Source organism: Lacrimispora sp. YZC11, assembly GCF_057543815.1.
On sequence record NZ_BAAJYQ010000021.1, the window covers coordinates 86,239 to 110,186 of the forward strand.

Annotated in this window: 24 protein-coding genes; 9 read left to right on the forward strand and 15 right to left on the reverse strand. The window is 45.8% G+C overall.

Going from position 1 to position 23,948, the window contains the following annotated elements; all coding sequences use genetic code 11:
* The first annotated feature begins 29 nt into the window (after window positions 1-29).
* The gene (locus tag AC27IJ_RS25525) at window positions 30-749 is read left to right on the forward strand and encodes an adaptor protein MecA (protein WP_312443884.1); all 720 of its coding nucleotides are present in this window, start codon (window positions 30-32) and stop codon (window positions 747-749) included.
* A gap of 75 nt (window positions 750-824) precedes the next feature.
* On the opposite strand, the gene AC27IJ_RS25530 is transcribed toward AC27IJ_RS25525, so the two are convergent.
* The 12 genes from AC27IJ_RS25530 to AC27IJ_RS25585 all read right to left on the reverse strand — a co-directional run bounded on the left by AC27IJ_RS25530 (window position 825) and on the right by AC27IJ_RS25585 (window position 13,968).
* On the reverse strand, window positions 825-1,715 hold the full coding sequence (locus tag AC27IJ_RS25530; RefSeq protein WP_487151389.1) for an alpha/beta hydrolase fold domain-containing protein: 891 nt from the start codon (window positions 1,713-1,715) through the stop codon (window positions 825-827).
* Between the two features lie 34 nt (window positions 1,716-1,749).
* On the reverse strand, window positions 1,750-3,138 hold the full coding sequence (locus tag AC27IJ_RS25535) for an MATE family efflux transporter (protein ID WP_487151391.1): 1,389 nt from the start codon (window positions 3,136-3,138) through the stop codon (window positions 1,750-1,752).
* An 8-nt stretch (window positions 3,139-3,146) separates the two neighbouring features.
* Entirely contained in the window at window positions 3,147-3,596 is a 450-nt protein-coding gene (locus AC27IJ_RS25540; RefSeq protein ID WP_312443880.1) for a MarR family winged helix-turn-helix transcriptional regulator, read from the reverse strand.
* Window positions 3,597-3,751: 155 nt separating this feature from the next.
* Window positions 3,752-4,630, reverse strand: a complete 879-nt coding sequence (gene sdaAA, locus AC27IJ_RS25545; protein WP_312443878.1) for an L-serine ammonia-lyase, iron-sulfur-dependent, subunit alpha — start codon at window positions 4,628-4,630, stop codon at window positions 3,752-3,754.
* A 9-nt stretch (window positions 4,631-4,639) separates the two neighbouring features.
* Window positions 4,640-5,308, reverse strand: coding sequence for an L-serine ammonia-lyase, iron-sulfur-dependent subunit beta (gene sdaAB, locus AC27IJ_RS25550; protein ID WP_312443876.1), 669 nt, complete (start codon window positions 5,306-5,308; stop codon window positions 4,640-4,642).
* 27 nt (window positions 5,309-5,335) lie between these two features.
* Window positions 5,336-6,547 carry a dicarboxylate/amino acid:cation symporter gene (locus AC27IJ_RS25555; RefSeq protein ID WP_312443874.1) on the reverse strand — a complete coding sequence of 404 codons (1,212 nt, stop codon included), beginning with the start codon at window positions 6,545-6,547 and terminating at the stop codon, window positions 5,336-5,338.
* A 203-nt stretch (window positions 6,548-6,750) separates the two neighbouring features.
* The gene (locus tag AC27IJ_RS25560; protein WP_312443872.1) at window positions 6,751-7,434 is read right to left on the reverse strand and encodes a helix-turn-helix transcriptional regulator; all 684 of its coding nucleotides are present in this window, start codon (window positions 7,432-7,434) and stop codon (window positions 6,751-6,753) included.
* Window positions 7,435-7,594: 160 nt separating this feature from the next.
* Window positions 7,595-9,811 carry an alpha-galactosidase gene (locus AC27IJ_RS25565; RefSeq protein ID WP_487151395.1) on the reverse strand — a complete coding sequence of 739 codons (2,217 nt, stop codon included), beginning with the start codon at window positions 9,809-9,811 and terminating at the stop codon, window positions 7,595-7,597.
* A 13-nt stretch (window positions 9,812-9,824) separates the two neighbouring features.
* Complete coding sequence (locus tag AC27IJ_RS25570) at window positions 9,825-10,655, reverse strand: carbohydrate ABC transporter permease (protein WP_312443869.1); 831 nt, start codon at window positions 10,653-10,655, stop codon at window positions 9,825-9,827.
* A 12-nt stretch (window positions 10,656-10,667) separates the two neighbouring features.
* Window positions 10,668-11,573, reverse strand: coding sequence for a carbohydrate ABC transporter permease (locus AC27IJ_RS25575; RefSeq protein ID WP_312443867.1), 906 nt, complete (start codon window positions 11,571-11,573; stop codon window positions 10,668-10,670).
* A 106-nt stretch (window positions 11,574-11,679) separates the two neighbouring features.
* Entirely contained in the window at window positions 11,680-13,017 is a 1,338-nt protein-coding gene (locus AC27IJ_RS25580) for an ABC transporter substrate-binding protein (RefSeq protein WP_487151398.1), read from the reverse strand.
* A gap of 153 nt (window positions 13,018-13,170) precedes the next feature.
* Window positions 13,171-13,968, reverse strand: coding sequence for an AraC family transcriptional regulator (locus AC27IJ_RS25585; RefSeq protein ID WP_487151400.1), 798 nt, complete (start codon window positions 13,966-13,968; stop codon window positions 13,171-13,173).
* A gap of 117 nt (window positions 13,969-14,085) precedes the next feature.
* On the opposite strand from AC27IJ_RS25585, the gene melA reads away from it, so the two are divergent.
* Both melA and AC27IJ_RS25595 read left to right on the forward strand, forming a co-directional pair.
* Window positions 14,086-15,408 (forward strand): alpha-glucosidase/alpha-galactosidase, encoded by a 1,323-nt coding sequence (gene melA / locus AC27IJ_RS25590; protein ID WP_312503046.1) that lies wholly within the window; start codon window positions 14,086-14,088, stop codon window positions 15,406-15,408.
* Between the two features lie 124 nt (window positions 15,409-15,532).
* Window positions 15,533-16,405: an AraC family transcriptional regulator gene (locus AC27IJ_RS25595; protein ID WP_312443859.1), complete on the forward strand. Its 873-nt coding sequence runs from the start codon at window positions 15,533-15,535 to the stop codon at window positions 16,403-16,405.
* A gap of 132 nt (window positions 16,406-16,537) precedes the next feature.
* Here AC27IJ_RS25595 and AC27IJ_RS25600 read toward each other — a convergent pair whose 3' ends face one another.
* Complete coding sequence (locus AC27IJ_RS25600; RefSeq protein WP_312443857.1) at window positions 16,538-16,738, reverse strand: DUF1858 domain-containing protein; 201 nt, start codon at window positions 16,736-16,738, stop codon at window positions 16,538-16,540.
* A 252-nt stretch (window positions 16,739-16,990) separates the two neighbouring features.
* Between AC27IJ_RS25600 and pflB the strand changes: the two genes are divergently transcribed.
* The 6 genes from pflB to AC27IJ_RS25630 all read left to right on the forward strand — a co-directional run bounded on the left by pflB (window position 16,991) and on the right by AC27IJ_RS25630 (window position 21,550).
* Window positions 16,991-19,051 carry a formate C-acetyltransferase gene (gene pflB, locus AC27IJ_RS25605; protein WP_312503045.1) on the forward strand — a complete coding sequence of 687 codons (2,061 nt, stop codon included), beginning with the start codon at window positions 16,991-16,993 and terminating at the stop codon, window positions 19,049-19,051.
* 12 nt (window positions 19,052-19,063) lie between these two features.
* The gene (locus tag AC27IJ_RS25610) at window positions 19,064-19,333 is read left to right on the forward strand and encodes a hypothetical protein (protein WP_312443854.1); all 270 of its coding nucleotides are present in this window, start codon (window positions 19,064-19,066) and stop codon (window positions 19,331-19,333) included.
* Between the two features lie 21 nt (window positions 19,334-19,354).
* Window positions 19,355-19,600 (forward strand): autonomous glycyl radical cofactor GrcA3, encoded by a 246-nt coding sequence (grcA3, locus tag AC27IJ_RS25615; protein ID WP_025231033.1) that lies wholly within the window; start codon window positions 19,355-19,357, stop codon window positions 19,598-19,600.
* 24 nt (window positions 19,601-19,624) lie between these two features.
* Window positions 19,625-20,398: a pyruvate formate-lyase-activating protein gene (gene pflA / locus AC27IJ_RS25620; RefSeq protein ID WP_487151404.1), complete on the forward strand. Its 774-nt coding sequence runs from the start codon at window positions 19,625-19,627 to the stop codon at window positions 20,396-20,398.
* A gap of 89 nt (window positions 20,399-20,487) precedes the next feature.
* Window positions 20,488-20,658, forward strand: coding sequence for a DUF362 domain-containing protein (locus tag AC27IJ_RS25625; RefSeq protein ID WP_312443851.1), 171 nt, complete (start codon window positions 20,488-20,490; stop codon window positions 20,656-20,658).
* Window positions 20,659-20,836: 178 nt separating this feature from the next.
* Window positions 20,837-21,550 carry a gamma-glutamyl-gamma-aminobutyrate hydrolase family protein gene (locus AC27IJ_RS25630; protein ID WP_312443850.1) on the forward strand — a complete coding sequence of 238 codons (714 nt, stop codon included), beginning with the start codon at window positions 20,837-20,839 and terminating at the stop codon, window positions 21,548-21,550.
* A gap of 102 nt (window positions 21,551-21,652) precedes the next feature.
* Here AC27IJ_RS25630 and AC27IJ_RS25635 read toward each other — a convergent pair whose 3' ends face one another.
* Both AC27IJ_RS25635 and dnaB read right to left on the reverse strand, forming a co-directional pair.
* Window positions 21,653-22,312 carry a helix-turn-helix domain-containing protein gene (locus AC27IJ_RS25635; protein ID WP_312443848.1) on the reverse strand — a complete coding sequence of 220 codons (660 nt, stop codon included), beginning with the start codon at window positions 22,310-22,312 and terminating at the stop codon, window positions 21,653-21,655.
* Window positions 22,313-22,606: 294 nt separating this feature from the next.
* Window positions 22,607-23,941 carry a replicative DNA helicase gene (gene dnaB, locus AC27IJ_RS25640; protein WP_312443846.1) on the reverse strand — a complete coding sequence of 445 codons (1,335 nt, stop codon included), beginning with the start codon at window positions 23,939-23,941 and terminating at the stop codon, window positions 22,607-22,609.
* Window positions 23,942-23,948: the final 7 nt, after the last annotated feature.

Below are 23,948 nucleotides of genomic sequence, written 5' to 3' on the forward strand. Positions count from 1 at the left end.
CCATTTTAAAAAGAACAGGAAGTGATCCTATGAAGATAGAACGTATTAACGAAAATCAAATTCGCTGTACGCTTACCAGCTTTGATTTAAGCGTCAGAAACTTAAATTTAGGCGAGCTTGCCTATGGCAGTGAAAAAGCCCGCAACCTGTTCCGCGAGATGATTCAGAAAGCCTCTAACGAAGTGGGATTCGAAGCAGAAGACATTCCTCTCATGGTAGAAGCAATTCCATTGTCCAACGAAAGTGTGATGTTAGTAATCACAAAAATTGAAGATCCGGAAGAATTAGATACAAGATTTGCCAAATTTTCACCGTCATCCGACGAAGACTTGGATTCCATGCCTGGAGACTTAGCAAGCGAACTTTTAGAAGGCGCCGATGGATTGTTAAACCTGTTAGGGATTGACAAGAAAGAAGAACCGGAAGAAGAAGAGTCAAAAGAGCAATCAAGTGCTTCCTCTATACGAATCTATTGTTTTCAGAGCCTGGATCAGATTTCTGATGCTGCAAGGACCATCGGACAGGTTTACGATGGCGAGAATACATTATATAAAAAACCTGATACCAGACAGTATTATCTGGTGATCAGGAACACCCCTGACAAATCTTTAGATTTCAGCCGTGTATGCAACCTGCTTGCAGAATATGGTTCCAAGATTCATCAGGACTACGCCTCCGAAGCGTACTACAGGGAACATTACGAGGTGCTGATTGAAGGCCACGCCCTTCAGTCTCTGGCAAAACTTTAATCCGTTCCTTTGTTCATAGTACTTCATCACAAACCAAAATGAGGTTCGGCCCAGATTAAGGGCCGAACCTCATTTTTAAAATCCCAAAGCTTCTTCCAGAAAAAATGCAAAAATCAACTCAAAAGTGGCATCAGTTTCCTTGGACGGGATCAAAATCCAGTCATGAATCATCTTAGCCCCTTTTTTATAAATGATTTTTGTTCCCTGCAATTTTCCTGCTTTTTCCGCCAAAAGCTCGCAATCCGGCGTAAGAATCTCTTCTGTTCCGGAAAATACCAGAATCTGCCCCAGATGATCCCAGTCCCCATAAAGAGGAGAGACAAAGGGATGATCCGGTTCCAAAGAACCGCAGTAGCGGGCACCGGCTTCTTTTAACTCTTCCACGGGAAGGATGGGATCTGTTTTTTTCACGATCTTTATCTTCGGATTATTAAGAGCAATATCCAGCCATGGGGAAACCACGGCGGTTCTTACCGGCATAGGAAGGTTCCCTATGTCCCGCAGCTCCTGTAAAAACGAAAGAGCCAGACCTCCGCCGGAAAAATCCCCGAACAGGAAAAATTCATCTTCCGGATACTCCAGCCTAAGCCAGCTGTAGACCCGGACTAAATACCGGTGGACATCTAAGGCCGTATACTCCGGCGCCAAAGGGCAGTAAGGTATGGTAACCTTCACCTGCTTTTCTATGGCAAAACGCTCTGCCATTTCCCTGTATCGCTCTGACGGCTCCAGGGTATAGGCGCCTCCAGGCAGCATAAGGATATGGGCAGCCTTTGCATAGCTTCCGTTTATGGTGACTCCGGGAAAACCATCCATGTTCCAGGCTTTTACACGCACCCTTTTTGTAAACCGTTCCTGGGCCAGCGCCGGCCTGCCTCTGGACGGCTCTTCCAGCTCAAGCGCCATTTTCTTATCCGCTTTTTTAAGTCCTGCAAAAATCCTTGCCATCTCCGTTTTCATACTCATGGCTTCCATCTCTCCTTTCCCTGTATTCCATGTGTTACGATTCTTTACATAATCTGTTTAATTTTTTAAGTTCATACAGAACAAACTGGCTTACGATGATCATTGAGGTAATATCCGCCACAGGCCCTGCATACAGAATTCCTTCCAGCCCAAAGGAAAGGGGAAGGATAAGGATCAGCGGGATCAATAACAAAAGCTGACGCAGCATAGATAAAACGGAAGCCTTTAAAGGTTGTCCCGTTGACTGGAAATAGCTGGTGGTCACAACCTGGAAACCGGCCGAAAAGATTCCCAGCATATACACCTTCAGGCAGCGGATGGCAAACTGGGTGAACTGCACATCCTCCGTCCCAAACAGACTTAAAATCTGCCTTGGGAACAGCTGGCAGGCCAGCCAGCCTGTAAAGGCAACTATGGTTGCTGCCGTAGCCGCTGAAAGAAAGGTCTTTCTCACACGCTTTGGCTGATTCGCCCCCTTATTAAACCCAAGAATGGGCTGTGAGCCGATGCCGATCCCAATACAGATGGAAATAAGGATCATTCCGATCTTATTTACAACACCCATGGCGCTTAAAGCCACATCGCCGCCAATGGCCGTCTTGTTTCCATAATACACCAGGGAATTGTTCATGACAACCTGCAAAATGGTAGACGCCGCCTGGGTGATGCCGCTTGAGATCCCAAGAGGCAGGGCCAGCATGCAGATATTCCTATCAATGCGTAAACTGTTTTTATGAAGGCGCATATGCTTTCCTCTGTATACAAAATACAGCACCAGCACAACTGCGGAAATGATCTGGGAAGTAATGGTGGCAATGGCCGCTCCGGTCACGCCCCAATGAAATACGAAAATATAAATTGGATCCAGAATAGTATTTAAAGCAGCGCCGATTAAAATGGCATACATGGATAAGGCAGGACTCCCGTCTGTCCTGGCCATATTGCTCAGCACCACAGAGAGCATGTTAAAGGGTGTGCCCAGTAATATGATAGAAGTGTACTGTCTTGCATACTCCATGGTATTGGCGGTCGCCCCAAAAATCCTTAACATAGGTGTCATAAGCGGGAATCCCACAGCCATAACTGCTATGCTGGCTGCCAGGGTCAACAGGAAAACGGTTCCAAGAGTCTTGTCCGCCTCTTCCTCATTTTTTTCCCCCAGCTTAATGGCTGCATAGGCGCTTCCCCCCGCTCCCAGGAGAGTCGATATGGCTAAAACGATGGTGACAATCGGAAATGCAATGGTGGTCGCCGCATTTCCCAGATACCCAACGCCCTGACCGATAAAGATCTGGTCAACAATGTTGTAAATCGAGTTTACCAGCATGGCGACAATTGCTGGAAGTGCAAACTGCAGCAGCAAATGCCCGACTGGCTTATATCCCAGGGGATTTTCCCCCTGTTTTATCCTGTTTTGTTCCATAAAATGTTCTATTCCTTTCCTTTCTGTTCCACGATGTGATCGAGAGCGTTGCAAGCCATGCGGATGAGCATTTGCTCCGCTGCATCACGTTCCTCTTTGGTAAACCCTTTTAATATAATATCCGCCCATTCATTAACACTCTCCAAGGTCTTCTCCACAACAGCAGCTGCCTTGTCCGTAACGTAAATCCTCCGGATGCGTTTATCCTCCTGTGCCATTTCCGTCACAACATATCCCTCTTCTTCCAGTTTCTTTACCGCACGGGTGGCGGTGGCCTTATCGTAATGGCCAAAAGAAGCCAGCTCGTGCAGGCTCATGCCCGGTTTTTTAAAAATCTGCAATAAAAAAAACTGTTGTCCACAGCCTATCTGATAAGAAGATAATTGATTTGCAAAATACATATTGTTCAGTCTCTGGATAATCGAGAAATATTTCCCGATTTCCTTGTGCTCGTACATGTTTTCCACCTCCAAGCCTTAAGGACGGCATTTCATCTTTTTTAAAGATGATAATCAGCATAACATAAAGTGGTTGCATTCGCAACTTTTTTTTATCGATGCAATAAAAAGCGATACCGATTTTGCAAAACCGGTACCGCTTATCATATAATTTTTTATTTTGTTTTAAAAATCTCACAGGTTTTCTTACAAGCGGCCTCAGTAGCCGCGCATCCGCCAAGGGAAGTTTCCCTTAATTCAAATGGGATCGAACGTCCCACCATCATCATGGTGTCCACCGTCTGATCAAATGGTATGAACTGCTCTACTCCTGATAATGCCATTTCTGCACATACCAGTGCATTGGAAGCTCCCAGAACATTACGGCTCTGGCAGGGGTACTCCACCAGACCGGCTACCGGATCACAGACCAGCCCTAAGAGATTCACGATTGCTGAGGAAGCCGCATCCATGCACTGCTTTGGCGTTCCGCCCATGATTTCCGTTGCTGCCGCTGCAGCCATTGCGGAAGCAGCGCCAACCTCAGCCTGACAGCCGGCTTGTGCTCCGGCCACGGTAGCATTCCGCATAATCAGATAGCCCACCGCACTTGCTGTAAAAAGGCCATCAATGATCTGTTCGTGATCTAAGGAAAATTCTTCTTCCAAAGCAAGCAGCAGTCCAGGCAGCACTCCGGAACTTCCGGCTGTAGGCGCGGCCACTATAAGGCCCATGGAAGCATTTACTTCCAGAACGGCCAGAGAATAGGTTATCGCCTTGGACAGCATGCTTCCGCATATGGATTTTCCCGATCTCCTTCTGTTCCGTACCTTTGCAGCTTCTCCCCCGATCAATCCGCCGATGGAAGCCACAGGCTCATCCAATGGCTTGTGACAGGCTTCCTTCATAATCCGGTAAGCTTCCTTCATCCGGCTTATGGTCTCCTCCGGATCGGCACCGAACTCACTGGCTTCACGTTCCCGCATCACTTCTGAAATCCGGCAGTGATTTTCCTCACATAATTTCAACAATTCACTTCCTGATATAAAGTCCATAAAAGCCTCCTAAACCTGAATAAGCATAACATCTTCCACTTTCGGATGTTCCCGCAGCTTTTCCAGCAATTCCTGCGGGATTTCCTCATCAGATTCCACAACAGAGTAAGCCGTCGCCCCTTTCTGTTCCCGGAACAGGCGCATGAAAGCAATATTTACATTGCGCTCACTTAAACTGGTGGCAATATAGGCCACCATGCCGGGATAGTCCAGGTGGCGTATAACCAGTGTGGAATATTCCCCAGTAAAGTCTACATCAATGCCGTTGATCCTGATAATTTTAACTTTACCGCCTCCTAAGGAGACACCGCGGACCGATATCGTTCCGCCCTTTTCTCCAGACACATGGATCTCTACTGTGTTTGGATGAACTTCTGTTTCTTTTTCATCCACTCGGAAGGAATACTTTATCCCGCATTCATCAGCCAGTTGGAAGGAATTTTTAATTCTTAAATCATAAGTTTCAAACCCCAGGATGCCGCCAAGAAGCGCACGGTCGGTTCCATGGCCTTTGTAGGTCTTTGCAAAAGAACCATACAAAACAAACTCCACTTCGCTAATGGGCTCGTTGAACATTTTTTTAACCAGAAGAGCAATTGCCACAGCACCCGCAGTGTGGGAACTGGATGGCCCTACCATATTAGGGCCGATTACCTCGAAAATACTGATAGATGGCATAAACAGCCTTCTCCTTTCGCAATCACCTTAGCCTTTGTTATCTTTCTTAATATATTTGTGGTAGTACATATCAACCAGCGCACTGATCGCATTATCTCCGGATACGTTACATGCAGTTCCGAAGCTGTCCTGTGCTATGTACATTGCCTGAAGAAGGCTGGCAATATCTCCTACTGCAGGGATTCCAACGATCGGGAAGAATGGAGTCGCCGTAAAAATAGAACCACCCGGAGCTCCCGGAGATGCAACTAAGGCTACTCCCAGCACACAGATAAATGGGAACAGGGTAAGGAATCCATGAGGCATGCCGTAAATGAGCAGGGTAGCGGTCACACAGCAGGTAATTGTAATCATGGAACCTGCCATATGAATGTTAGCGCACAGCGGAATTACGAAATTACGGATTTCTTCTGAAATACCATTGCTTTCCGCACATTTTATATTAACCGGAATGGTAGCCGCAGAAGACTGGGTACCAATCGCAGTTAAATAGCCTGGTAACTGGTTCTTTAACATGGTAAACGGATTTCTTTTTGTCAATATACCTGCTAAGGTAAAAGCTGCAAGCAGATAGATTAAATGAAGCAGTATCACGATCACGAATACCTTCCAAAGCACTGACATAATCGCAAAGGTAGTTCCCTGATACGTCATCTTGGCAAAGGTTCCGCAGATATACAAAGGAAGAATTGGAATGATCACCCGGTTCAGTACCTTTGTAATGATCTCAGAAAACTCTTTGAACACATTATACAGGGCATCTCCGATCTCTTTGCCACGCATGGTGCTGATGCATACTCCCAGTACAAAGGCCAGTACAACAGCAGCTGTTGTTTCAAGTAACGGTGTGATTTCCAGGGAAAAATATCCGCTGATCGCCTTGTCACTTGCAGAAGCAACTTTTGCAACGACCTCTTCATTCACAAAAGAGGGGAAAAACGTACTGGCTACAGCATAAGATGCACTACCTGCCAGCAGCGTGGAAGCATAGGAAATCGCTGCGGTAAATGCCAGCAGCTTTCCGGCTCCCTGAGATAAGTCCGCAATTCCCATAGTAACAAAAGCCACTACCATAAGCGGGATGATAAACATTAAAAACTGTTTAAATAAATCTGATACTGTAATCAATATCGAAGTTACAAAACTGGGACAGTACATACCAATTAGAATACCAATGATAATTGCAATGATCAGCCTTGGTACCAGTCCCAGCTTCTTTCTCTTTTTACTTTCCTCCATATCAATACCTTCCTTTCATACGAATAAAATAAATTTTATTGTATTCATTTATCTGATGTAATTTATTTTATCATAGATACTTCTTAATTGCAATATTATTATGTTTTTCTAACAATTAAACAAAAAAATCTGCAGGTTCTTTGTCATTTTTCACAAAAACCTGCAGGACTTTTCATTATCAACCGATTTCACTGTATTAATGTTTATTCGTTCTTTTTTTCTGTAGTTACTCCCACATTCCGAATATGCATATATACGGTGTTTTTAGATATTCCAAGATAGTCAGCTACTTTTACAACCGCATCTTTCATGGTAAAAACCCCCTGTTGATGCAGGGAATTTATGATTTCCTTATTTTTAAGAGACGGAAGTATCCCGTCATCTGCCAATACCGTTTTCCGAACCTCCTGGACTTTGCTGAAAATTAATTCATCCATATTTTTAGCAAAAGTTTCTGTTTTAACCAGGGAATGAGTAGATATTGCGGGGATATAGCTGGTCAGGATCTCAGAAAAACCTGTATTCAAATAAAAATTGATACATAAAAGACCGATAATCCGTTTTTCCTCTCCCCGCACCACAATGGTGGAGGATTTTAATGGTTCTCCTTTTTTGTTCTTGGTAAAATAGGAGATGTAACTTTTTTCGCCATCCTTTTCAATTTCTTCCAGCATCTGAAGGGCCAGGTCCGTAATCGGCATTCCTTCCGTACGTCCTGTATGGTGTCCATTGATGATCTTAATGACGGAATGTTCCGTATCCTCCAGACTATGAAGCACCATCTCATAGCCTCCCCCCAGATAATCTGCAAGCCCTTCCATCATGATCTTATAGGAATCCAGTATAATTCGGTCAATCAGTGTTAAGTGTACATTATGATCCTTCATTGTATTCATCCCCTACATTCATTTTTTAAGGAATAATGCATTATTTTTAGGAATTATAGCATGCTATAAAATATTTTTCAATAAAAAGATAGATTACTTAACAGTAATGTAATTTATTACATTAATTAAGTCCAGGCAATGCCTGCCTGGACTTTTTTTCTTATTCTGGTTTTTTCTTAATAAAGATGAGGAAAGAAGCAAAGTCCCCTGACTCTTTAAAGAGACGGCTTCTGTCAATGGGAATACCCGCGTACATAAGCTCGCTTCCATAATATTCACCGGTCTCTCCCGGCAGGGAAACTTGATACACCATATCCTCGCAAAGGCCCTGGAGTTTCAGCCGCAGCCAGCCTGCATTGGCCGGATTCAAAACCTGGTAATAGGCGGCGACTGCCTGTTCTAAATCTTCAGACACCACCATCCATGCCGTGTCATTTCCTTCAAATGGACTTTTCAGCCTATAAAACGTTCCCTGGTGTATAAGCTTACGGTACTTCTTATAGCATGCGATCTGCTGCTTTACCAGCTCTATTTCCCCGGGAGTAAGATGGTTTAAATCCAGTTCATATCCAAACGCTCCGAAAATCGCTGCATTTCCCCTGGAATCCAAAGGAGTTATCCTGTGAACCTGATGGTTAGGAACCGCGGAGACATGGGCTCCGATGCTGGATATGGGATAAACCATGGTAGTCCCGTACTGGATCTTTAACCGGTCCATGGCATCCGTATTGTCACTGCACCATGCCTGGGGAGCAAAGTAAAGCATTCCAGGGTCAAACCTGGCCCCTCCGCTGGCACAGGATTCAAACAGGATCTCCGGGAATTCCCTGGTGAGCCGGGTATATAAGTCATAGACTCCCAGTATAAATTTATGCATTACCATTCCCTGCCCGTCAGGGGCGGTTCCTCTGGAATAGCATTCCGTCAGATACCGGTTCATATCCCACTTGATATAGGAGATTTTTGCATTGGCAATGATATCCTTCAGCATACCGTAAACAGCATCAACAATTTCCTTTCTTGAAAAATCAAGGACATGCTGATTCCTGCTGGGTGTATCATAGCGGCCGGGTACGGATAGGATCCAATCTGGATGAGCCTCATAAAAATGGCTGTCTTTATTGACCATTTCCGGCTCGATCCACAAACCGAATTTTAAACCCAGGGCCTCCACCTTCTCCGACAATCCGGAAATCCCTTCCGGAAGCTTTTCCTTGTTCACATACCAGTCTCCTAAACCCCTGTGGTCGTCATTGCGTTCACCAAACCAGCCGTCGTCAAGAACAAACAGCTCAACGCCCGTTTCTTTTGCCTTTTTGGCAATGTCGAGAATCTTCTCTTCATTGAAATCCATGTAGGTTGCTTCCCAGTTGTTCAAAAGCACCGGCCTTTCCCTGTCTCTCCAATATCCTCTCGCAAGCCGGGTCCTGTATAAGCGGTGGAAAATCTGGCTCATAAAGGAAAGCCCCTGTTCCGAATATACCATCACAAGCTCCGGAGTCTGGAAGGATTCCCCTGTTTTCAAAGGCCATTCAAAAGTATCCGGATGGATCCCTAAGAGCACCCGGGTGGTATCATGGGTGCAGACCTCCACCTGGCCTAAGAAGCTTCCGCTGTACACAAGGCTGAAACCATATACCTGGCCGCTTTTTTCCGTAGTCTCTTTTCTAGCCAGGGCCAGGAATGGGTTATGCTCCGCGCTGCTGATCCCTCTCATGCTGTAGATGGACTGAATACCCTGTTCCACAGGACGCCTTTTCAAATACCTCTCCCTGGACCATGCCCCGGAAAGCTGAATCATCTCATAATCGCAATCCGGCAGGTCAACAGCTCCGCTCATTGCCGTCATGAGGATGATCTCCTCCTTGCCGTGGTGATCAAACCGGGCATGCCTTGTAAGAACCGGCATCTCTTCATAGATGGTATAGGAAAGGATCAGATCCGTATCCATCACATCATCATGAAGGGTGATCTCCAGGGTGGAAGCCTCCTTTTCTCCCTCTACATAGGTGGCTGGAAGAGGCTCTATGGAGCGTTTTCCCTCAAAAATACAGTGGGACACATAGGTAAAGTTTGTGATCCTGCTGCCATTCTTCTGTCTGACGGTGCAGGCACCGTACCGGTAATCTCCAGTTCCATATGCCGGATATTCCTGCCTGGTATACTGAAGACATAAGCTGACCGGCTCCGGACAGCTTATGGCAGCATGAGCACGCTCTCCTGTCTCAAGGAGATAGGCGTAAGACTCCCTGTCCGTGATGTGTTTCCCATAGTACAGATTTCCCAGCTGTCCATTCGCCATGATCTGAATAATATAACTCACGGACTGGTTGTACAGGTGAAATTCTTTCGCTTGTTCATGATAAATGATAGGCATAATTAGACTCCTTTTATAATTTTCCTCCTGATGTAGCAATTCCTTCTATAAACTGCTTCTGGAATATAAGATATATGATAATCATGGGGATACAGGCCAGCAAGGATGCCGCCATAAGCTCCGGATAGTTTGTTTCAAACTGTCCTTGCAGCTTTGCAAGAGCGGCAGACAAGGGCATGGTATTCTGCTCCGTATTGACCACCAAAGGCCACATCAGCTCTTTAAATCCAAACAGCGCGGTAAAGATACCAAGAGCCACCATGGAGGATTTTGTAAGGGGGGCCATCACATAGAGAAAGGTCTGGCCGATATTGCAGCCGTCAAGCCTGGCCGCTTCCTCTAAGGAAGAGGGAAGCCCCATGTAGGCCTGCCTTAACAGGAAGGTTCCAAAGGCCGTCACAAGCCCCGGGAAAAGCAGACCAAAGGAAGTATTTAGCATTCCCAGCTTACTCACCATTAAGTACTGTGGAATGATAAAGATCTGGGATGGCACCATCATCTGAAACAGAACCAGAGAAAAGGCCAGATTTTTTCCCTTAAAGTTAAGGCGTCCAAAGGCATATCCCGCCATGGTTGCAGTAAGAACCGCACAAATGACACGTTCCACAATGAGCACGAGCGTGTTCCAGTACAGCCGTAAAAAATTCATCTTGCTCACCACCGAAAGAAATGCTTCCTTCCTCCATACAGTTGGAAAGATGATGAATGGATTCATCTGGGTGGCCTCTGATGTGCTTTTAAAGGCTGTTAAGAACATCCATAAAAAGGGCACCAGCATAATGGCGGACCCTACGACAAGGATGAAGTAAACGATACCTGATCTGATTTTTCTATTCTTATCCATAGTTCTCCTTTCCTAGCTATAGTTCACCCATTTTTTCTGGCAAAACATCTGGATCACCGTTATTAAAAGAATCACCAAAAGAAGCAGCATGACAATGGAAGAGCCGTATCCCTTGTTTCCTTCAATAAAGGAATATTTATAGAAAAGATATACCAGGGACTGGGTCTTTCCCAGCGCCGGATTGTTTCTTCCCATCATCATATAGATACTGTCAAACACCTGCATGGCCCCTATGACTCTTGTCACGGTCACAAAAAACATGGTAGGCGATATTAAGGGCAATGTAATCGTAAAAAACTGGCTGATACCATCCGCCCCGTCAATCTGCGCCGCTTCATAGTAGTCCCGGGGTATTTCCTGAAGACCTGCAAAAAACAGCACCATATTATAACCAATCACGGACCAGATTCCTACAACGGCAACTGAGATGAAAGCAATATTGGGATTGGAGATCCAGTTCACTCCGGAAAAGCCCATTCCCCGCAGGATATGGTTAAGCAGTCCGAACTCCGAATTATAAAGCCATCTCCAGACCATGGCCACCGCGGCAGGAGCTGCTACCATGGGCAGGAAATAAATGGTCCGCCATATAGAGCGCCCACGGATCTTTCCATTTAAAAAGACCGCTATCACAAGGGCGATGGCAATGGAAAAGGGGACCTCCACCAATGCATATTTACATGTATTCCACAAAGCCTGCCATACGGTCCCATCACTGAAAAGCTTCCGGTAATTGTCAAGGCCAATAAATATATTGCCTTTTCCAAAAGCTCCTGTCTTGAAAAAGCTTTGATAAATGGTCTGGAAAATGGGGATGATGTTTAAAATGATTAAACCCGCCATGGTGGGCAGCAAAAACATCCACCCCCATAAAAATTCACTTCTCTCCCGCCTTGATACCTTTGATTTTTTGTTCATGCAGACCCTCCGTAATTCTTTGTCAAGCGGATATTCGCAATCCGCTTCACTACTTAATTCGGTTAAAAAGGGGAGGCGCTTTACAAGCCTGCCTCCCCAGCCCCTCCTATTCTTGTGCCAGCATGGCATTCATTTCCTGAGCAATGTCCTTGCAGACATCATCCACACTCTTGGCTCCGGTCCATGCATCAATCAATTTTTCATGGCTCATATTGTTCCAGGCAACCGTTGATTTGGAGTATGGCCTGATGACCAGGTCACTCATCATATCTAAGTATGCCTGAAGGTTAAAGCCTGAATATGCCTTTATCCAGTTATCCGTTGTTCCTTCATAAGCGGAAATAACGATTCCAAGGTCAGACTGCTTCTGCTGAGCTTCCTTTGATCCCATGTATTCGATCAGCTTCCATGATTCCTCAGGCATGCCGGTATTGGCGGAAGCCGCCCAGCCCAGTCCATTATAAATGGAGATCCTCTTTCCGGAAGCCGCATCCTTTGGAAGGACTGCAATGTCACAGTTTGCCTTTACGTAATCATTATTGCAAAGCTCCGGAAGCATCCAGGAGCCAGCTGTAATCATGGCTACCTTGCCGGCTTCAAACAAAGCTTCCTCTGTATTCTCTGCCATCACTTCATACGGCGGCGTATATCCCTCTTTCATCAGGTCCGTGATAAACGTTAAGGCCTTAATGGTTCCCGGCTGGTCAAATCCGGAAGATTTCTTATCATCGCTGATTACATAGCCGCCCATATCATAAACGATATTGTTCCAGCCTGCCTGGTCATTGGTGGGCCTTAAGGCAAATCCAAACTGGCTACCGTCCGCTTTGGTCAGCTTTTTTGCTGCTGCTGCAAAATCATCCCAGGTCCAATCCTTGTTGGGATAGGGGATTCCAGCCTCATCAAACATGGTTTTGTTGTACCAGAGCGCGATGGTATCGATATCCTTTGGCACCGCATACTGTTTTGTACCTTCCCAATTATAGATCTGTACAATGTCCTTAGGGAATTTATCCATTTCCAGCGTCTTGCTTTCCTTGATCCGGTCTGTTAAGTCCAAAAGCATCTCATATTCGGAATACCTTGCAATCTCATTGGAATGCATCCAGAAAACATCGGGTAGAGATCCGCCGGTTGCTCCTGCCTCCAGCATGGTCCAGTACTGTTCCCATGGGGTTACCTGAATCTGTGTTTTAATTCCCGTTTCCTTTGTAAAATCCTTCATAATCTCCGTAAGTCCCGGCTCCTGGTTCTTGTCCCAGATTGCAACCGTCAGGGTCCCCTGAGCAACGGTATTTCCAGATTCTCCGGAGCTTTCCGCTGCCTGTGTTGTTTCTCCTGAGCTTGCAGGAGCAGTTTCCTTCCCGGTCTTGCTTCCACAGCCCACCAGTGCTGCTGCCATAACCGCTGCCATTGCTGCTGTTAACCACCATTTACGCTTCATTTTGCTACCTCCCTTTAATTGGTCAGTTTATATAGTTAAAACTGAGTTTACAACCTTTTTTTGTATACTTTTATCTGTTCAAATTTGATTATAAACCATTTTTCATCTATATTACATAGACTAATGTGATAGGTACATGGTGTTTTGTTATATTTACCGAACCTCTTCCCTCATCTTCTTCCGATATTGGAGAGGGGACTCTCCCTCCGTCTGAAGAAAACTTTTACAGAATACCGAGGCATCGTGAAAGCCGCAGGATAAACCGGTTTCCGTTATGCTGAGGCCCGTATCCTCCAGCAGACGCTTTGCCTCCATGATCCGGTAGGCTGTTAAATACTGCTTTGGCGAAATCCCCTTATATTTCATAAAAAGTCTGTACAGGTAGGTCCGGTCGATGCCCACATACTTTGCCACATCCCCGATCTGAATGGGATAGCTGTAATTATGGCGTATATACGTTTCCGCCCTGGACAGATAGCTCTGCTCATACTCTCCCACTTCCCTGCCGAGCTTAGGAAGCCGGGAAAACAGCAGATAAAGATGCCCCGTCATCTCATCCATATTATGTCCTCCGCTCTGAAAAGCGGTCACCAGCCGTTCCATATCGGTCCGCCATTCATCACCATGATCAAAATGGTAAACATAACCGCTTTCCACCTGCCTGTATTCACTTAAAAGCCGTTCTGCCTCAGTACCTGCAAAAGCCGCCCATGCATATTCCCAGGGCTCGTCCTTATCCGCCTGATAATAAGTGACCTCCTGGGGCTTGATTAAAAATGCGTCTCCCTCCTTTAAGGCATATTCTTCGCCTCCTGTCCGGTAGATTCCCTTTCCCCGGAGTATTACGTGCATCAGGTAATGCTTCCGGATCGCAGGTCCGAAAAAATGTCCTGATGAGCACTGTTCATATCCGCAGTAATAGATCGTCAGTCCCCTTAACCATTGATTCATGCTTATCCCTCCATACAACAAAACGACAATTTTATGAAACAAACGTCCTATCTTTTTTTCTACTGCAATTATACAATATCCTCATCAGACAGACAAGAAAAACAAGGAGGAAGGAACATGGTAAAAATAACTTTTATGGGGGCAGGAAGCACGATATTTGCAAGAAATGTCTTAGGTGACTGCATGTGCACTCCGGTACTCCAGGACGCTGTAATCGCTCTTTACGACATTGACCCGGTCCGCCTTTCGGATTCGGAGCTCATTTTAAATGCAATCAACAAAAATGTAAATCAGGGACGGGCTGATATAAAGACTTATCTGGGAGAGGAAAACCGGAAAGAAGCCCTGTCCGGCGCCACCTTTGTCGTGAACGCCATTCAGGTGGGCGGATACGATCCCTGTACCATGATTGATTTTGAAATCCCTAAAAAGTACGGCTTAAGGCAGACCATCGCGGATACCCTTGGGATCGGCGGCATCATGCGGGGCTTAAGGACCATTCCCGTTATGGAGGATTTTTCCAGAGACATGGAAGATGTTTGTCCGGATGCTTACTTCTTAAATTATACCAATCCCATGGCTATCCTAACTGGATACATGCAGCGCTACACGTCCATTAAAACCATTGGTTTATGCCACAGTGTCCAGGTATGCTCAGAAACCTTATTAAAGGGACTTGATATGGAAGATAAGCTGGAAGGGCGAACAGAACTAATTGCAGGAATTAACCATATGGCCTGGCTCTTAAAGCTCCATGACAGAGATGGAAACGACCTTTACCCCATGATCCGTCAGAAGGCCCTTGAGAAAAACCAGACAGAAAAACATAAGGATATGGTCCGCTTTGAATACATCAACCATTTAGACTATTATTGTACGGAATCCAGCGAACACAATGCGGAATACAATCCATTGTTCATAAAATCCAGATACCCGGAAATGATCGAAGATTTCCTGATCCCCTTAGATGAGTATCCGAGGCGCTGCATCAAGCAGATCAACGAGTGGGAGGAAGAAAAGAACTCTATACTTAACAACGGACAGATCACCCATGCCCGTTCCCATGAATACGCCTCCTATATCATGGAAGCAATTCTGACCAATAAGCCTTACAAGATCGGCGCAAGTGTCTTGAACCAGGGGCTGATCGATAACCTTCCTGCCGATGCCTGCGTAGAAGTTCCATGTCTGGTAGACGGAAGCGGAATTACTCCCTGCCATGTGGGCCGTATTCCCACCCAGCTGGCAGCCATGAACATGACAAACATAAATCCCCAGCTTCTCACCATAGAGGCAGCCCGTAACAGAGATATAAGAACCATTTACCAGGCAGCCATGCTGGATCCTCACACCGCTGCCGAACTGAACATAAAAGATATCCGCTCCATGGTGGATGAACTCATTGCAGCTCATGGTGACTACATGAAAATGTACCATTAAACGAATCTCCCAGGAATAATCATTTGCATGTTGCACTTAATGCCTGTATACTTGACCCTATCAAACATCCTAATAAAAGCGGATCGTCTGACAGGGTCTTTCACCATTTTGAGGGGGTATATCTTTGAGTGAAAAACAAACGACATATAAAAATGTAGCCGGGTTCCGCTGCTTAAGGAACATCAAACGGCAGACCAACGATCTGTATCTGGTCCACTGCGGAATCCAGCAGTGTCCGCCTGGATACACCTATGATCATAAAATTCCAAATGAATATCACCTTCACTTTGTGCTGGGCGGTGCAGGCTCCCTGGAAATCGATGGAAAACGGCATGATTTAAAAACCGATGACATTTTCCTCATTCCTAAGGGCTATCCCGTTCTTTACAACGCGGACTGCAAAAACCCCTGGGAATACATGTGGATCACCTTTGACGGAGAAATGGCGGAGGCTTATTTAAGCTATGTGGGCTTATCCGCACAGCTCCCAGCCATCCATTCCCAGATTCCCAATCAGCTTTATCTTCCCATGATACACAAAATACTGGATACCAGCGAACTGACTTTTGCCAATGAAATCAAGCGGGTGGGATACTTATACGAGATACTGTCCACCCTCATCGAAATGCAGAATACCATAAGAACTATTAAAAAGAACCAGTACGACTATTCCATTGATACTTATGTGGATTATGCCCTTCAGTATATCAAGCTGAACTACGACCGCATCAAGGTCCAGGACATCGCAGACTACATCGGGATCAACCGCTCCTATTTAACCTCAATATTCAAAAAACAGCTTCACGTTTCACCTCAGGAGTACTTAATGAGGTTCCGGCTTAACATTGCCGCCCATCAGCTTGCCACCACATCCTTATCCATTCAGGAAATCGCCACAGGCATCGGATATCATAACCCTTTAACCTTTTCCAAGATATTCAAGCAGGAATTCGGCGTCAGCCCAAAGCATTACAGGGAAGAAAAACGACAGCCATAAGAAACCCGCTTCGCGAAATTCTTATGGCTGTCGCGGCAGTCGCCAAATGAACATGCAAGCATGTTCGCCCGGCTCGTTGCCCGCACAAAAAACAGGAGGCTAGTCCTTAAGGACAGCCTCCTGTAACATATTCTATCTTTCTGATAACACTTCATTAATCTGGGAAACCAGAACATCACAGTCTATTCCATGAACCTGGCAGGCTTCCTCCAGGGACTCACCCTGAGATGCCGGACAGCCGAGGCAATGCATGCCTGCGCGCATTAACATAGGTGCAACGTTCTCGTCCATTTCAAGCAGTGCGCCTATTAACATATCCTTCTGGATCTGCATCTTGTGTTCCTCCTTAAAAAATTGTACTTACTGTCTTTATAATATAATACTTTTCCTCCTGATTAGCAAGGACTAAATTCCTTTTTTTCCTCCAGACTCTCTTCTGATAAATTTTTCTCAATAAGTACTCTTGACATTGTATACAGTATTCATATATAATGTATTCATACAAAGATTGTATGAATTATAATCTTTGCCGGCACTCATTTATAATTTACACTTATACAGTTGATTTTACGGAGGAACAATACTATGAGAACAGAATGGAGAGCTTTCACGGGCGGTGTTTGGGAACGGGAGATCAACGTCAGGGACTTTATACAGAAAAATTACACTCCTTATGACGGCGATGATTCCTTCCTTGCCGGACCGACTACAGCAACAAACGCTCTTTGGGGGCAGGTTATGGATTTATCCAAACAGGAACGGGAGGCAGGCGGCGTACTGGATATGGATACAAAGAACATTTCCACCATCACCTCTCACGGACCGGGATATTTAGATAAAGACAAAGAAACAATCGTAGGCTTTCAGACTGATAAGCCTTTCAAGCGTTCCTTACAGCCTTACGGCGGCATCCGTATGGCAGAAAAAGCCTGTGCGGATAATGGTTATACCATTGATCCTGAAGTTAAGAAATTTTTTACGATTCACAGAAGGACACACAATGCCGGTGTTTTTGACGCTTATACCCAGGAAATGCGTGACTGCCGTTCCAACCACATCATCACAGGCCTTCCGGATGCCTATGGCCGCGGCCGCATCATCGGAGATTACCGCCGGGTGGCCCTTTACGGCATTGACCGCCTGATTGCGGATAAGGAAGAGCAGAAGGATACAACACGTACCACAATGTACTCTGACGTGATCCGGGAAAGAGAAGAGCTTTCCGAGCAGATTCGCGCCCTTAAAGAATTAAAAGAGCTGGGGAAAATCTATGGCTTTGATATTTCCAAACCGGCCGCCAATGTAGAAGAGGCGATCCAGTGGCTGTATTTTGCCTACCTTGCCGCTGTCAAGGAGCAGAACGGAGCAGCCATGTCTTTAGGCCGCACCTCCACCTTTATTGATGTTTATGCACAAAGAGATTTAGAAGAAGGAACCTTTACCGAGGAAGAGGTCCAGGAGTTTGTGGACCATTTCATCATGAAACTTCGTCTGGTCAAATTCGCCCGTACTCCGGAATACAATGAGCTGTTCTCCGGCGATCCTACCTGGGTAACAGAATCCATCGGAGGAGTCGGCATCGACGGGCGCCATCTGGTGACCAGGTCTTCCTTCCGCTACCTCCACACCCTTCATAATCTGGGAACAGCTCCTGAGCCGAACTTAACCGTGCTCTGGTCCACAAAGCTCCCGGAAAACTTTAAGCGCTTCTGCGCAAAGACCTCCATTGAATCCTCTTCCATTCAGTATGAGAACGATGATCTGATGAGAGTGACACATGGAGATGATTATGCCATCGCCTGCTGTGTATCTTCCATGAGAGTTGGTAAGGAAATGCAGTTCTTCGGCGCACGTGCCAATCTTGCAAAATGCCTGTTATATGCCATTAACGGCGGCATTGATGAAGTTACCAAAAAACAGGTCGGCCCCAAATACCGTCCCATCACTTCCGAGTACCTGGAATATGAGGAGGTTATGGCTGCCTATAAGGATATGATGAACTGGCTTGCAAGGGTTTATGTAAATACCTTGAACATCATCCACTATATGCATGACAAATACAGCTATGAGCGCATTCAGATGGCTCTTCACGATAAAAAGGTGACCCGTTGGTTCGCAACCGGTATTGCCGGGCTTTCCGTAGTGGCTGACTCTTTATCCGCCATCAAATATGCCAAGGTAAAGACCGTCCGGGATGAAAACGGAATCGTGGTTGACTATATCGTAGAGGGAGACTTCCCAAAATACGGCAATAACGATGACCGGGTAGACATGATTGCAAATGACCTGGTTCACACCTTCATGAACTATATAAAAGGAAACCATACCTACCGGGGCGGCCTTGCAACAACCTCTATCTTGACAATCACATCCAATGTAGTATATGGTAAAAATACAGGAGCGACTCCTGACGGACGTAAGAAGGGAGAAGCCTTTGCACCTGGGGCCAATCCAATGCACCTAAGAGATACCCACGGCGCCGTCGCTTCCCTTGCATCGGTTGCAAAGCTTCCGTTCAGAGATGCCCAGGATGGTATCTCCAATACCTTCTCTATCGTACCGGGAGCCCTTGGTAAAGAAGATCAGATTTTTACAGGAGATTTAGAGGTAGACTTAGAGCTGGCTCTTAGCGAAGACCAGAAGTAAGGAGTGGTTATTATGACAGATCCAAAGGAGAAACAGATCGACGATATCGTCTCTATGCTTGACCAGTTCATGGCCGAAAACGGCGGGCACATGAACATCCGCGTATCAGAAGACGGTACTGTAAGTGCCGATAAAACAATGGCAAAATCAGTTACAACCATGAACTCCACGGATTGTGCAGACGGAAATTCCGCCTGCAGAGTACCCACTTTGTTCGAGGCCATGGACGCAGATGATGAAGACCCGGAAAGCAACCGGCTGTTTATGGAAGACACTTATTAAATACAAAAGGAGGATCATAAAATGGCAAATATCAGCGAATCTCAAATCAATAACCTTGTTAATTTATTAGATGGCTATGTGGAAGAAGGCGGACATCACTTAAATGTCAATGTCTTCACCCGTGATACCCTATTAGATGCTCAGAAGCATCCGGAAAGTTATCCGCAGCTTACCGTCCGGGTATCCGGTTATGCAGTGAACTTTATCAAGCTTACAAAGGAACAGCAGGATGAGGTAATTTCCCGTACGTTCCACAACAATATGTAATAAAAAGCAAAGAAGGCGATCTGTATGACAGGATATATACATTCCATTGAAAGTTTCGGTACCGTTGACGGGCCGGGCGTGCGTATGGTGATTTTTTTACAAGGCTGTCCCATGCGCTGCCAATATTGCCATAATCCGGACACCTGGAAAATGGCGGGCGGCACGCCAATGACGGTAGAAGAACTATTAAAGCAGTATGATTCGTCCCGGAATTTTTACCGGGGCGGAGGCATAACGGCCACCGGCGGGGAGCCCCTTATGCAGCTGGATTTTGTGACTGAGCTTTTTGAAGCAGCAGGAAAGAAAAGCATCCATACCTGCCTGGATACCTCTGGTGTCACATTTCATAGGAATGATCCGGATTATAGGAAGAAAATAGACCGACTTCTGGACTCTACCGATCTTGTCATGCTGGACATCAAGCACATTGTTGATACAAAGCACAAAACACTTACAGGGCATTCCAATGAAAACATTCTGGATTTTGCCCAGTACTTAAGTGACCGGGATATCCCGGTATGGATCCGTCACGTGGCTGTACCCCAGATCACGGATGAGACCCCTGATTTATACAGTTTGGGGCGTTTTATCGGAGGGCTTAAGAATGTGAAAGCCCTTGATGTCCTGCCTTATCATGACATGGGGAAGGTAAAATACGAGAGCATGGGAATGGATTATCCCTTAAAGGATGTCCCTCCCATGTCCAAAGAAGGTGCCGTTGCCGCCAAGAAGATCATTTTAAGCGGGATCAGGGATGTCCGTACAGGAGTCCCTGATCGGTATTGCTCCCAAAATTAAACAATAATTGTACCATTTACTACTTGAATATTTTTGATTAATGGTATAAAATATAGAAAAATCAATAGATTATAAGGAGGTAATTTATCATGGCACGTGTTATTAGTGACGCTTGCGTTAGTTGCGGAAGCTGTGAGGGTGAATGCCCAGTAAGCGCTATCAGCCAGGGTGATTCTCAGTTTGTTATTGATGCAGATGCATGTATCGATTGTGGCGCTTGTGAAGGCGTATGTCCAACAGGAGCTATTGCCGAAGCATAATTATGGATACATAAATGCCTCTTCCTTTCTGGAAGAGGCATTTTGTTATATCATCAAGTTCTTCATATTCGCATATTTATGAATCAGGCGGATATGCTTGCATATCCAGTTGATTCTAAAACAAGAGGTTGAAAGTGATTTTTCTTTCAATCTTTCATCAGGAAAGGACATTTCTAATATGAGAAAACCACTGATCGGCCTGACCCCCGCCCACGATACCGAAAGCGGAGATATTAAAGCGCGCCCTACCTATATGCGAGCGTTAAAGGCTGCGGGAGCAATCCCAGTCGTGATGCCCCTGGATGCTCCGGAAGAGGATTTAAAGCAGCTCTCACAGGATCTGGACGGATTTCTATTCACAGGCGGTCCCGATGTGCACCCCTTCCTCTTTGGGGAAGAAACACAGGCACACTGCGGCAATGTATCTGCAGCCAGGGACCAGATGGAGATATCCCTGCTTCCTATGATAATGGAGCTTAAGAAGCCGGTTCTTGGGATCTGCCGGGGAATACAGGTTTTAAATATCGCTCTCGGAGGAGACATATGGCAGGATATCCCCTCCCAGGTAACACGGGAATTTCCTCTGGCCCATTCCCAGCCGTTTCATTATGATATGCCGTGCCATACGGTTGCCATAAGCGAGGACAGTCTCCTTGCCCAGATATCAGGTAGCTCCTCTATAAAGGTCAACAGCATGCACCATCAGGCTGTCAGGAATCTTGCTCCCGGACTTATTGCTTCGGCCTACTCACCGGATCATTTGATCGAAGCTCTTGAAATGCCTGGCTATCCCTTTTTTATAGGGGTTCAATGGCATCCGGAATATTTGTGGGAAAAGAAGGGCGAGGCGTTCCGACTGTTTCAGACTTTTGTAAAGGCTTGTAAAGAATAATCTGTATGTGTAAAAAATCCGCAGTTCCCACTTTCATCGGCAGCTGCGGATTTCCTTGCCAGAGCCTGTTTAACTGCTCTATTATCTGAAAGTAGTGTGGTTTTATAACTTTTTTCCATTTCGACCGAATTTCTTTTTCCGGTTAAAAAATGGAATCTTGGAAGCGGCTGCTTCTGCACGCCCTCTGTTGTCCTTCTGATACGAACGCATAAGCTCGTCCAACTGCTTGAACCGCTCTTCTTCCTTTTCTTCTTTTAAATTCATTAAATATTCCATTTCCTTAATGACCTTGTCATTAACCATGCAGCTGACATCCTGGCTCAACTGCTCATTATTTACCTCTAAAGCCCGTCCAATAATATGGTTCATGATCTCCTGAAACTGCTCCATTTTTTCCTGGGCAATGGAAATCTGCGCCGTGTTATGTACCTCCAGGCCTGGTCCGTCCTCCGTACCAGATATTGCACTGTCTTTTAACTCCTGAGCCACCTGTCCCTCCAATAATTCATCTGGTATGACAGGGTCCCTGCCCTCCTCAATTACCTTATCAAGCGCTGTCTTAATGGCCTTTAACTGATACCCCTTGTCCTTTAAGTCTTTAATCTGCTTGAATAAACGGATGTGTGCTTCAGTGTAATACCGGTGTCCCATCTCATTTCTGGGAATCTTCAACTCCAACTCGTCCTCCCAGTATCTAAGGACATGGGACTCCACATCGACCTTCCTCGATGCATCCGATATTAAGTAATGTATCTCAGCCATAGCTATATCCTCTCCTTTGGTTCGTTTAGTTTTCATAACCTTACTATTTATATCATATGCGGACTTCGGATAGATTATGAATGGGAATTAGAAGTTTTTTATAGGGATTTGAGAAAATTTTGATAGAAGGGAGATAAATGACTAGGCTGCGGGGGCCATCTGGGAGAAGGGATTCGAGCTTCGAATCCCTTCTCCCAGATGTGGGCATTCGCCCCATAGAAACAGAGAGTCCCTGGCTCGGAAAAGCAAATAAATTTGTTTTTCCGAGCCAGGGACTCTCTGTTTCTATCCCGCTCATTGCCTGGCCATGTTTGCAAACTTCGTATATTCCGGTCTCCAGACCAGGTTGACCGTTCCAATAGGACCGTTTCTCTGTTTTGCAATAATAACTTCCGCAATATTAGGCATATCTGTATCTTTATTATAATAATCATCACGGTATAAGAACATAACCACGTCGGCATCCTGCTCGATGGCTCCGGACTCTCGGAGGTCGGAAAGCATGGGGCGGTGGTCTGGTCTTGTTTCGCAGGCCCGGCTTAGCTGGGATAAGGCGATCACGGGAGCATTCATCTCTCTTGCTAAGGCTTTTAAGGATCTGGAAATTTCTGAGATCTCCTGCTGGCGGTTTTCGCCGCCTTTTCCGCTTCCGCTCATCAACTGAAGGTAGTCGATGATGATCACGTTAAGACCGTATTCCAGCTTCATCTTACGGCATTTGGAACGCAGTTCTCCGATGGAGATTCCTGGGGTATCGTCAATGATCAGCTTGGAATTGCCGATGACTCCGATTCCCTCCACTACGGCATCCCAGTCGGAATCGGATAAGGTTCCGGTTCTAAGCTTCTGGGAATCTACATTGGATTCCATGGCGAGCATACGGTTTACCAGCTGTTCCTTAGACATCTCAAGGCTGAATACCATGCTGGGCAGGCCTTTTTTTACAGCAATATGGTCTACCAGGTTCAGTACAAAGGCCGTCTTACCCATGGAAGGGCGGGCAGCAATCAGAACGAAATCGGAAGGCTGCAGACCAGAGGTCTTGTAATCCAAGTCAATAAAGCCCGTTGGGATTCCGGTTACGGTTCCCTGGTTTTTGGAAGCCTCTTCGATTTTCTCAAGAACGTTCATGGCAACCTGGCGGATGGGTACGAAATCCCCGGAGCTACGGTTCTGGAGCAGATCAAATATGGTCTTTTCCGTGACAGCCATAATGGTCTCCAGCGGTTCTTTACCTGCATAACAAGTATTGGCTATTTCTTCATTTGCCTTAATAAGCCGCCTTAGAACCGCCTTATCACGGACAATATTGGCATAGGACTTTATATTGGCGGATGTAGGGACCGTAGTGATGATGTCCCTTACAAATTCCAGGCTTGAAACTTCGGGAGGAACATCCTTTACTTTTAAACGGTTTTGAAGAGTCACTAAATCCACCGGCAAATTCTCATTAAAAAGCTCCAGCATGGCCTCAAACATGATGCCATACTGGTGCTGGTAAAAATCTCCTGCCGTTACAATCTCAGAAGCCGTGATGATTGCATCCCGGTCCATCAGCATGGAACCGATGACGGATTGCTCTGCCTCGATGCTGTGAGGGAGTACCCGTTTGATCAGGGCATCATCCATGTTCATG

Coding starts and splice junctions, on each gene's coding strand:
- AC27IJ_RS25530 (WP_487151389.1), bottom strand. CDS start 1,715: ATGAGTATGAAAACGGAGATGGCAAGGATTTTTGCAGGACTTAAAAAA.
- AC27IJ_RS25580 (WP_487151398.1), bottom strand. CDS start 13,017: ATGAAGCGTAAATGGTGGTTAACAGCAGCAATGGCAGCGGTTATGGCA.
- sdaAA (WP_312443878.1), bottom strand. CDS start 4,630: ATGGACTTTATATCAGGAAGTGAATTGTTGAAATTATGTGAGGAAAAT.
- AC27IJ_RS25535 (WP_487151391.1), bottom strand. CDS start 3,138: ATGGAACAAAACAGGATAAAACAGGGGGAAAATCCCCTGGGATATAAG.
- AC27IJ_RS25540 (WP_312443880.1), bottom strand. CDS start 3,596: ATGTACGAGCACAAGGAAATCGGGAAATATTTCTCGATTATCCAGAGA.
- pflB (WP_312503045.1), top strand. CDS start 16,991: ATGAGAACAGAATGGAGAGCTTTCACGGGCGGTGTTTGGGAACGGGAG.
- AC27IJ_RS25570 (WP_312443869.1), bottom strand. CDS start 10,655: ATGGATAAGAATAGAAAAATCAGATCAGGTATCGTTTACTTCATCCTT.
- AC27IJ_RS25610 (WP_312443854.1), top strand. CDS start 19,064: ATGACAGATCCAAAGGAGAAACAGATCGACGATATCGTCTCTATGCTT.
- AC27IJ_RS25555 (WP_312443874.1), bottom strand. CDS start 6,547: ATGGAGGAAAGTAAAAAGAGAAAGAAGCTGGGACTGGTACCAAGGCTG.
- sdaAB (WP_312443876.1), bottom strand. CDS start 5,308: ATGCCATCTATCAGTATTTTCGAGGTAATCGGCCCTAATATGGTAGGG.
- AC27IJ_RS25525 (WP_312443884.1), top strand. CDS start 30: ATGAAGATAGAACGTATTAACGAAAATCAAATTCGCTGTACGCTTACC.
- AC27IJ_RS25575 (WP_312443867.1), bottom strand. CDS start 11,573: ATGAACAAAAAATCAAAGGTATCAAGGCGGGAGAGAAGTGAATTTTTA.
- dnaB (WP_312443846.1), bottom strand. CDS start 23,941: ATGGATGATGCCCTGATCAAACGGGTACTCCCTCACAGCATCGAGGCA.
- AC27IJ_RS25630 (WP_312443850.1), top strand. CDS start 20,837: ATGAGAAAACCACTGATCGGCCTGACCCCCGCCCACGATACCGAAAGC.
- AC27IJ_RS25625 (WP_312443851.1), top strand. CDS start 20,488: ATGGCACGTGTTATTAGTGACGCTTGCGTTAGTTGCGGAAGCTGTGAG.
- grcA3 (WP_025231033.1), top strand. CDS start 19,355: ATGGCAAATATCAGCGAATCTCAAATCAATAACCTTGTTAATTTATTA.
- AC27IJ_RS25600 (WP_312443857.1), bottom strand. CDS start 16,738: ATGCAGATCCAGAAGGATATGTTAATAGGCGCACTGCTTGAAATGGAC.
- AC27IJ_RS25635 (WP_312443848.1), bottom strand. CDS start 22,312: ATGGCTGAGATACATTACTTAATATCGGATGCATCGAGGAAGGTCGAT.
- pflA (WP_487151404.1), top strand. CDS start 19,625: ATGACAGGATATATACATTCCATTGAAAGTTTCGGTACCGTTGACGGG.
- AC27IJ_RS25560 (WP_312443872.1), bottom strand. CDS start 7,434: ATGAAGGATCATAATGTACACTTAACACTGATTGACCGAATTATACTG.
- AC27IJ_RS25565 (WP_487151395.1), bottom strand. CDS start 9,811: ATGCCTATCATTTATCATGAACAAGCGAAAGAATTTCACCTGTACAAC.
- AC27IJ_RS25585 (WP_487151400.1), bottom strand. CDS start 13,968: ATGAATCAATGGTTAAGGGGACTGACGATCTATTACTGCGGATATGAA.
- melA (WP_312503046.1), top strand. CDS start 14,086: ATGGTAAAAATAACTTTTATGGGGGCAGGAAGCACGATATTTGCAAGA.